The 7,465-nt window shown below is 38.6% G+C and carries 7 protein-coding genes; 6 read left to right on the top strand and 1 reads right to left on the bottom strand.

Translation table 11 applies throughout. From position 1 onward, the window contains the following. The 4 genes from V7659_RS08115 to V7659_RS08100 all read left to right on the top strand — a co-directional run. Positions 1-930 (top strand): TcaA 3rd/4th domain-containing protein (locus V7659_RS08115; protein ID WP_420491711.1); only part of this gene is annotated, 930 nt, incomplete at its 5' end. A 97-nt stretch (positions 931-1,027) separates the two neighbouring features. Continuing rightward, entirely contained in the window at positions 1,028-2,029 is a 1,002-nt protein-coding gene (locus V7659_RS08110; protein ID WP_335539296.1) for an LLM class flavin-dependent oxidoreductase, read from the top strand. 233 nt (positions 2,030-2,262) lie between these two features. After that, positions 2,263-2,625, top strand: coding sequence for a hypothetical protein (locus tag V7659_RS08105; protein ID WP_335539295.1), 363 nt, complete (start codon positions 2,263-2,265; stop codon positions 2,623-2,625). Between the two features lie 27 nt (positions 2,626-2,652). After that, positions 2,653-2,982, top strand: coding sequence for an antibiotic biosynthesis monooxygenase family protein (locus V7659_RS08100; RefSeq protein WP_335539293.1), 330 nt, complete (start codon positions 2,653-2,655; stop codon positions 2,980-2,982). A gap of 58 nt (positions 2,983-3,040) precedes the next feature. Here V7659_RS08100 and V7659_RS08095 read toward each other — a convergent pair whose 3' ends face one another. Next, positions 3,041-4,213: a glycoside hydrolase family 18 protein gene (locus V7659_RS08095; protein ID WP_335539292.1), complete on the bottom strand. Its 1,173-nt coding sequence runs from the start codon at positions 4,211-4,213 to the stop codon at positions 3,041-3,043. Positions 4,214-4,419: 206 nt separating this feature from the next. Between V7659_RS08095 and trhO the strand changes: the two genes are divergently transcribed. Both trhO and pepF read left to right on the top strand, forming a co-directional pair. Further along, positions 4,420-5,385 carry an oxygen-dependent tRNA uridine(34) hydroxylase TrhO gene (trhO, locus tag V7659_RS08090; protein ID WP_335539290.1) on the top strand — a complete coding sequence of 322 codons (966 nt, stop codon included), beginning with the start codon at positions 4,420-4,422 and terminating at the stop codon, positions 5,383-5,385. A gap of 134 nt (positions 5,386-5,519) precedes the next feature. Continuing rightward, positions 5,520-7,307 carry an oligoendopeptidase F gene (gene pepF / locus V7659_RS08085; RefSeq protein ID WP_335539289.1) on the top strand — a complete coding sequence of 596 codons (1,788 nt, stop codon included), beginning with the start codon at positions 5,520-5,522 and terminating at the stop codon, positions 7,305-7,307. The last annotated feature ends 158 nt before the right edge of the window (positions 7,308-7,465 follow it).

The following is a 7,465-nucleotide window of genomic DNA, read 5'->3' as shown; positions in this document are numbered from 1 at the left end:
AATTCGTTTTATCCGGTTATTTCAACAAATTATGACGGGACAGAAATTTATATTAATAAAAAAAGGGTTGGCAAGATTAATCGTGGCGAGGGAAAAACATTTGGTCCTTACCTAATTGGTGAATACAAACTAAAGGCTCTCTATAAGGGGAAATATGCAACACTCGATAAGGAAGAAGTAATTGACCCTAAGAATATTAACAGTAAGGAAATCGAAGTTAAAGTTACCCTTCCAGAAAATTATCTATCTATTTATTCAGATGAAAATGAAGCCTATCTATTTGTAAACGGCAAGAATACGAATCAACGGATTGGAGAAATTGATCAGTTTGGACCGGTCGTATTTGATGGATCGATTACTATCCATGCTGAAACTGAAATAAACGGAAATGTGATAAAGAGCAATGAGATTACCTTGGTTGACGAAGACTTCACTAAGGTTGGATTAATATTTGATTATCAAGAAGATAATCCGGCGGGAAGCGAAGTTGTGACAGCTGGGGATGATCGTGAATCAAGTGAAGTTGTAACAACAGAAGAAGACCTTTCTTCTCTCAACGTTGAGGATGAAGTAAAAGTCATAAGGGCCGAGTATAAAAGTATAAATAAGGTGCATAAGAACTATAACGTTAATAAGTTAGGTGCAAGTTTTACCCAGTACATTAACGATAATGGAATTATCAAGAAAATCGTTAAAAAAGAGAATGGGGTGACGACCGAATATTATTTTTGGGATGACGGATCACTTTTCTTTATTTTCACTACAACTGCTAAGCCTCTAGAAAACCGCTACTACTTTAAAGATAATCAAATGATTCGCTGGATTGATTCAGATAAAAGAACAATCGATATAAATAGTGGTAAAGTGAATCAGGAATATAGGGAATGGGAAAACTTCTGGGTGAATCAAATTCTTAGTTCAATCGATTAATTCCACAAGTACCTGAATGGGTTCCGTAGTATAGTATGGGCCCCATTTTGGTATATTTTTTTTATATGAAAGAATTTATAAAAAGGAGGAAGGTAGGATGAAGATAAGTATCTTAGACCAAGCTCCAATTTCTTCAAATCAAACGGCACATGAAGCATTGAATGAATCGATGAAGTTAGCCCAAGCGGCTGAAACCTTTGGTTATACACGCTATTGGATAGCTGAACATCATGATTTAGTAGGATTAGCTTGTTCTGCACCGGAAGTGATGTTAGCTTATATCGGAGCAAACACTAGCAAAATTCGGATCGGGTCGGGGGCAGTCTTATTACCACACTATAAACCATATAAAGTGGCAGAAGTATACAATATGTTAGCCACTCTATTTCCAGGAAGAATAGATCTTGGAATAGGCCGCGCACCAGGCGGCTCAGCTGAAGCAACAAATGCCTTATCAGATAATTTTCTTCAGCAGATATGGAACATGCCTGCGTCAGTGGAAACCCTGCTTTACTTTTTAGAAAATAAATTTCCAGGTGATCATGAGTTTGCTAAAGTATCGGCTTCACCAATCCCAGTGTTTTCACCTGTTCCTTGGCTATTGGGGACTAGTAAAAAAAGCGCCTTGCTAGCAGCTGAAAATGGCCTTCCCTATGCCTTTGGTCAATTTATGAGCGAAAAGGACGGGACAGAAATTATTAAACAATATTTACAGACCTTTAAGTCACGGAACCAGAACCACGGACCAGAAGTAATTGTGGCGATTTCCACCATTTGTGCCGACACGGATGAGCGGGCGGAAGAAGTCGCATTAAGTACACTTATATGGGCATTGCAAAGGAGAAAAGGCGAAGGCGGTGGAGTTCCATCCATCGAGGAAGCCAGGCAATATCCACTAACTGACCTTGAAAAAGAATCATTAGAAAACATGAAACAGAAGATGATTATTGGGAACCCACAAAAGGTTTACCATAAACTGAAGGACCTTCAGGATAAATATAACGCGGATGAAATTATGATTGTCACCATTACCCATTCTCCGAATGATCGGATCCGCTCTTATCAACTAATTTCAGAGACAGCTAACCTTTCAAGCTAAAAACCTTCCTATGGAGAATTAGTTCATTTTTTTGAGGAGATCCATAGCAAATAAATTCAAAAATAATTGGCCAAATCGCATACGATTTGGTCTTTTTATTGCTCATATAAGATCAACTCTGAGAAAATTTATAAAAGTTTTTAGAAAATTCATTGACTCCATGTATACATTTGTATACATTATAAATATAATCAATCGTGTATACATTTGTATACGAAGAAAGGGGTTATAAAATGAATAGCGAAGAATTTAGGGATCATGAAAAAGGAAGACATCACCGCGGTGAAGGTTATAAACGAAAAGACAAGGATTCTCACCACCGTGGTGCAAAAACATTCCGCAGAGGCAGAGCACTTGCATTTCTAGAAATGATGAATGTTAAACGTTCCACCATAATGAAACAGTTAGAAGCACCAGAGTTTCAATCTATTAATCAAATTCTAATCGGTGAATTAAAAGCAATGGATATGATTATCAATGAATATACTCAATTATTTGAACTTCACGAATTTGATGCTATGGATTCAATCCATAAAAAGACTGATGAAGAGGAAACTTCGCTATTAGCTACTAATGATAAGAAGGAAATGGATTAACCAAAATAAAAGATTGGAGATGTTTAAATGTTCGTTCAGTTAAGAAAAATGACAGTAAAAGAGGGAAATGCAGAGCAAGTCGTAAAACGATTTAGCGGGGAAGGTTTGATTGAAAAGCAGGAAGGATTCATTGATTCAACTGTTATGGTGAAAAAAGTTAGGCGAGGGGATGAAGAAGTCATCGTTATGGTTCGGTGGGAGTCAGAGGAATACTGGAAGCAGTGGGAAAAGAGTGAAGCCCATATAGCGAACCATAAAGCAAACCTAGGTAAGCCGAAGCCTGAATATATAGTTAGTTCCGAAGGTGGATTATACCAAGTAAAAGCGGTTAAAACTGCAGCCAAACAGTTATTATAATAAAACAACGCTAAGAGCGAGTAGTTCTCAGAGCGTTGTTTGGTGATTTTTTTAGCGCCTAATAGCCTTTTGCCGTATAGTATTTCACTGGTTCTTTACTCGAAGCTTTTAGTTCGGAAAAGATTGTCCCTGTCAAACTATGTGACCCTTGAGCATCTAAACCTACTTCCCACATCATCATCCCGCCAAAACCGTGATCAAGTGCGAGTCTTGTTTTCTTCTTCATTGTCGCACTGCCATTATAATGGTAGGTTGTCCCATTCATTTTCACGGTGTCCTTGACGGCATTTGCTTGATTTTTGTTAATAATCGCCGCAAATGAGACTTGTTTGATTTTAGGATCTTCTGGTTGGGCATACGAAGGGACGCCCAATACTAATTTCTCTTTTGAAAGTTTATGAGTTTCAAAGAGATTTGTCCAATAGTTTACAATTTTCTCAGTAAACGGATAGGGCGATAGATTAGCGGCATTGTATCCCCCGTCCCACTGACCATCATAAGCCATGATATTAACATGGTCGACAAATTGGAACATGGTTGGTTCATACTGAATAAAGCCAGCTTCGGTTAACGTGACCGCATGAATTTTTGAATGAACAGCAATAGACAGTTCTTTCTTTTTCGAGTGAAGCTGGCCACTTAATTCTTTCGCAAAGGAAGCGAGATTTTTTGCATCCGCTGCAGTGCGTGGGTGTTCAAAATCGATATCAATTCCATCCAGTTTCTCGCGGACTGCAAGATTAGTTAGCTCTTTCACTAGCTTTGTTCTAGATTTAGGATTAGAGATTGCTGGTTGAAAATAATTATAGGATTCTCCACCCTTGATATGGTACCATCCACCGATTGCAAGGATTACCTTGGTGTCATGTCTGTCAGCTTTTTTAACAACTGTTCGTAGGTTTTTTAAAGCTTGGTCGCCATTAAATAAAACCGTGCCATCCTTGGTGGGATGGACAAACGAGAAAATGACATGTGTTAATTTCGAATAATCTACAATGTTCGGATCACGATAATCCTGAACATAACCGATGAGTACCTTTGAAGGTACTTTTTTTAATGGTGGTAACTTTTTTGCATTTGGCTTAATTGCCGATTTTGGTGCATCTTCTATTATTAGCGTGCTAGGACGCTCTTGGTTATCATTATTTTTGGTGAAAATAACTCCAGTTAGGATTCCTCCGATGAAGGTAACCGCAATTACCAAGCCAAGGAGGAGATGACGTTTCTTCATAGTTTTAGGTCCTCCTTATTATTGCTCACTAAAAAAATTGTAACAGAAAAAGGAGGGAAGAATGGTTGGTAATATCCACCTATGCAGGAACTGCCGCCTTTGGAAAATGAAATAATTTGAAATCAACTGTTGATTTTTGCTATAATCATAAGGTTAATGTTAAAAACCTAGTGTTTTTTATATATAAAATTTGTAAGGTGGTAAACATGAATCAAGAATATCGAGTATTATTGTACTATAAATATGTAACCATAGAGAATCCTGAAGAAGTCACCCAGGAACATCTTCATTTCTGTAATGAACATGGCCTAAAAGGCCGAATTATCATTGCTTCTGAAGGAATTAATGGTACGGTGTCAGGCACCATAGAACAAACTGACGCCTATATGAAATATATGGATGAACATCCGTTGTTCGCGGGTACTATTTTTAAAATTGATGAAGCGTCTGAGCATGCCTTCAAAAAGATGAAAGTTCGGTTCAGACCAGAGTTAGTTACTTTGCGTTTGGAAGATGACGTCGATCCGAATGTGCAAACAGGCAAGCATTTGAAGCCAAAGGAATTTTTTGAGGCGATGCAAGATGAAGATACGGTTGTCATTGATGCCCGAAATGATTATGAGTTTGATCTAGGTCATTTTCGTGGAGCTGTCCGCCCGGATATTCTTAACTTCCGTGATCTGCCACAATGGATCCGAGAAAATAAGCAGGAGTTTGAAGGCAAGAAGATTCTTACTTATTGTACTGGCGGGATTCGCTGTGAAAAATTCTCCGGCTGGCTGCTTCAAGAAGGTTTTGAAGATGTATCACAGCTTGAGGGCGGAATCGTCACCTATGGTAAAGATCCCGAAGTTCAGGGAGACTTATGGGATGGTCAACTTTATGTGTTTGATGAGCGCATAAGTGTTCCTGTTAACCGTAAAGAGCATGTCGTTGTCGGGAAGGATTTTTACAGTGGTGAACCATGTGAACGCTATGTGAATTGTGCTAACCCTGAATGTAATCGTAAAATCCTTTGCTCGGAGGAAAATGAACATAAACATTTACGCAGCTGTTCGCACGAATGCCGTGTTCATCCACGCAACCGTTACGTGGCACAGCACGGGTTAAGTGAAGAAGAGGTAGCGGAAAGATTGGCTGTCATTGAGAAAGAGAAAGAGTTAACCAAATAAATTTTTAAAAGAAAGCAGGTCATTTCGGTGGCCTGTTTTTCTTATGTTTTTTAGGTTTGCCAATAGGAATTTCGGAATATATTGTTTATTATAGATAATAAATACGGTTCAAATAGAGAGGAGCGGATGAATGAATGGTGACCTATACCAATAGAAATGATGTACCCGTCCATGAGAAGTGGAATTTAGACGATATTTACGCCGATATGAGTAAGTGGGAAGGGGACCTTCTGAAAATAGAAGAAATGGCAAAAAAACTGAAGCAATTTGATGGAACGATTCATGATGGCCACTCATTGTATCAATATCTTAATCAACGCGAAGAGTTATCTTTCCTATTCAATAAGGTTTATGCCTATGCGATGTTAAGTGTGGATCAAAATACACGGGATACCCAATCCCAATCCCACTTAGATCGAGCAAAACAACTAAGTGTAAAAGTAAGTGCGTCGACCTCCTTCTTTATGCCTTATTTATTAAGCCTCGATGAAGAAACATTATCAGGATACATAAAATCTGAAAAGAAGCTAGATTACTTTGCAGAGGATTTATGGGAGTCGTTTCGCTATAAACAACATGTTTTATCTAAAGAACAGGAAGCCGTCCTTTCCCATTTAGGGGAAGCCCTCTCGGCTCCGGGGAACATTTTTGGCATGATGAATAACGCAGATATTAAATTCGGGGAAATAACAAGTGACAACGGGGAACGTGTGGAATTAACGAGGGGCATGTACTCTAAATTAATCGAAGATACCGATCGTGAAAAACGAAGAGAAGCCTATAAGGCATATTATCAGCCTTACCTGCAATTAAAAAATTCCATAGCAGCTACACTTTCAGCAGCCATCAAAAATAATGTGACCACGGCTAAAATACGTCAATATCCTTCCGCGTTGGAAAAAGCCCTGTTTGGGGATAACGTACCAAAAGAGGTCTATGAGAATTTAATTAAAACAACGAAACAAAATATTCAGCCACTTCATCGATATTCACGGATTCGCAAGGAAAAATTGAATCTGGATGAACTTCGTCAATATGATATGAGTGTCCCGCTTGTTAGTGGTGTGAAGCAAGTCATTCCGTATGAGGAAGCTTATAACACAATGTGCAAGGCGTTATCTCCATTGGGTGAAGACTATGTCAATATCCTGAAGGAGTTTAAAGAAGCGCGTTATCTTGATGTCAGAGAAACACCTGGGAAGCGGTCAGGTGCCTACAATCTGGGAGTATATGGCGTCCATCCCTATATCCTTCTCAATCATCAAGATGATTTGGATAGTTTATTCACGTTGGTCCATGAATGCGGACATGGCGTCCACAGCCGATTAAGTTCCCAGTATCAACCACAAATCACTGCAAGGTATAGCATTTTTGTGGCAGAAGTGGCATCAACGGTCAATGAAGTATTGTTAATTAACTACTTATTAAACAATGAGAAAAACCCTGATGTTCGGAAACATTTAGTGAACCATTTTATCGATCAATTTAAGGGGACGTTTTTTACACAAGTCATGTTTGCTGAGTTTGAAATGAAGACCCATGAAATGGCTGAAAAAGGAATGCCGCTTACTGTCGAAGTATTTAACCAAACCTATGAGCAATTATTCCGCGAATATAATGGTGATGAGGTTGTCTTCGATGAGGAAGTAAAATTTGGCTGGTCAAGAATCCCACATTTTTACCGCCCATTCTATGTTTATAAGTATGCAACGGGATTTGCTTCAGCCATTCACTTGGCTACCAAGATTCTTGAAGGGGACCAAGAAACATTAACTTCCTATTTAGAATTCTTAAAGAGCGGCAGTTCGGACTATCCGCTTGAATTGTTAAAGAAGACGGGCGTCGATCTTACGACATCCTCCCCAATTGAAAACTCATTAAAACGATTTGGTGAACTAGTAGAGGAGTTCTCACGTTTATAATAATAACCCCCTTAGACCCATGACTTTCTTCCTTATCGGGAGAGTCCATGGGTTTTTTTAATAGAGTATTAGATGAACTTATTGTAGAATAAGGAAAGTTAAGTAAATAAAAGGGGTCATTTGGATTATGAATAGTATAAGAGATAAATACCGAGGAA

It is taken from the genome of Neobacillus drentensis, from assembly GCF_036966985.1.
GTDB classification, from domain to species: Bacteria; Bacillota; Bacilli; order Bacillales; family Cytobacillaceae; genus Neobacillus; species Neobacillus drentensis_E.
This window is presented reverse-complemented; position numbering and strand designations above follow the sequence as displayed.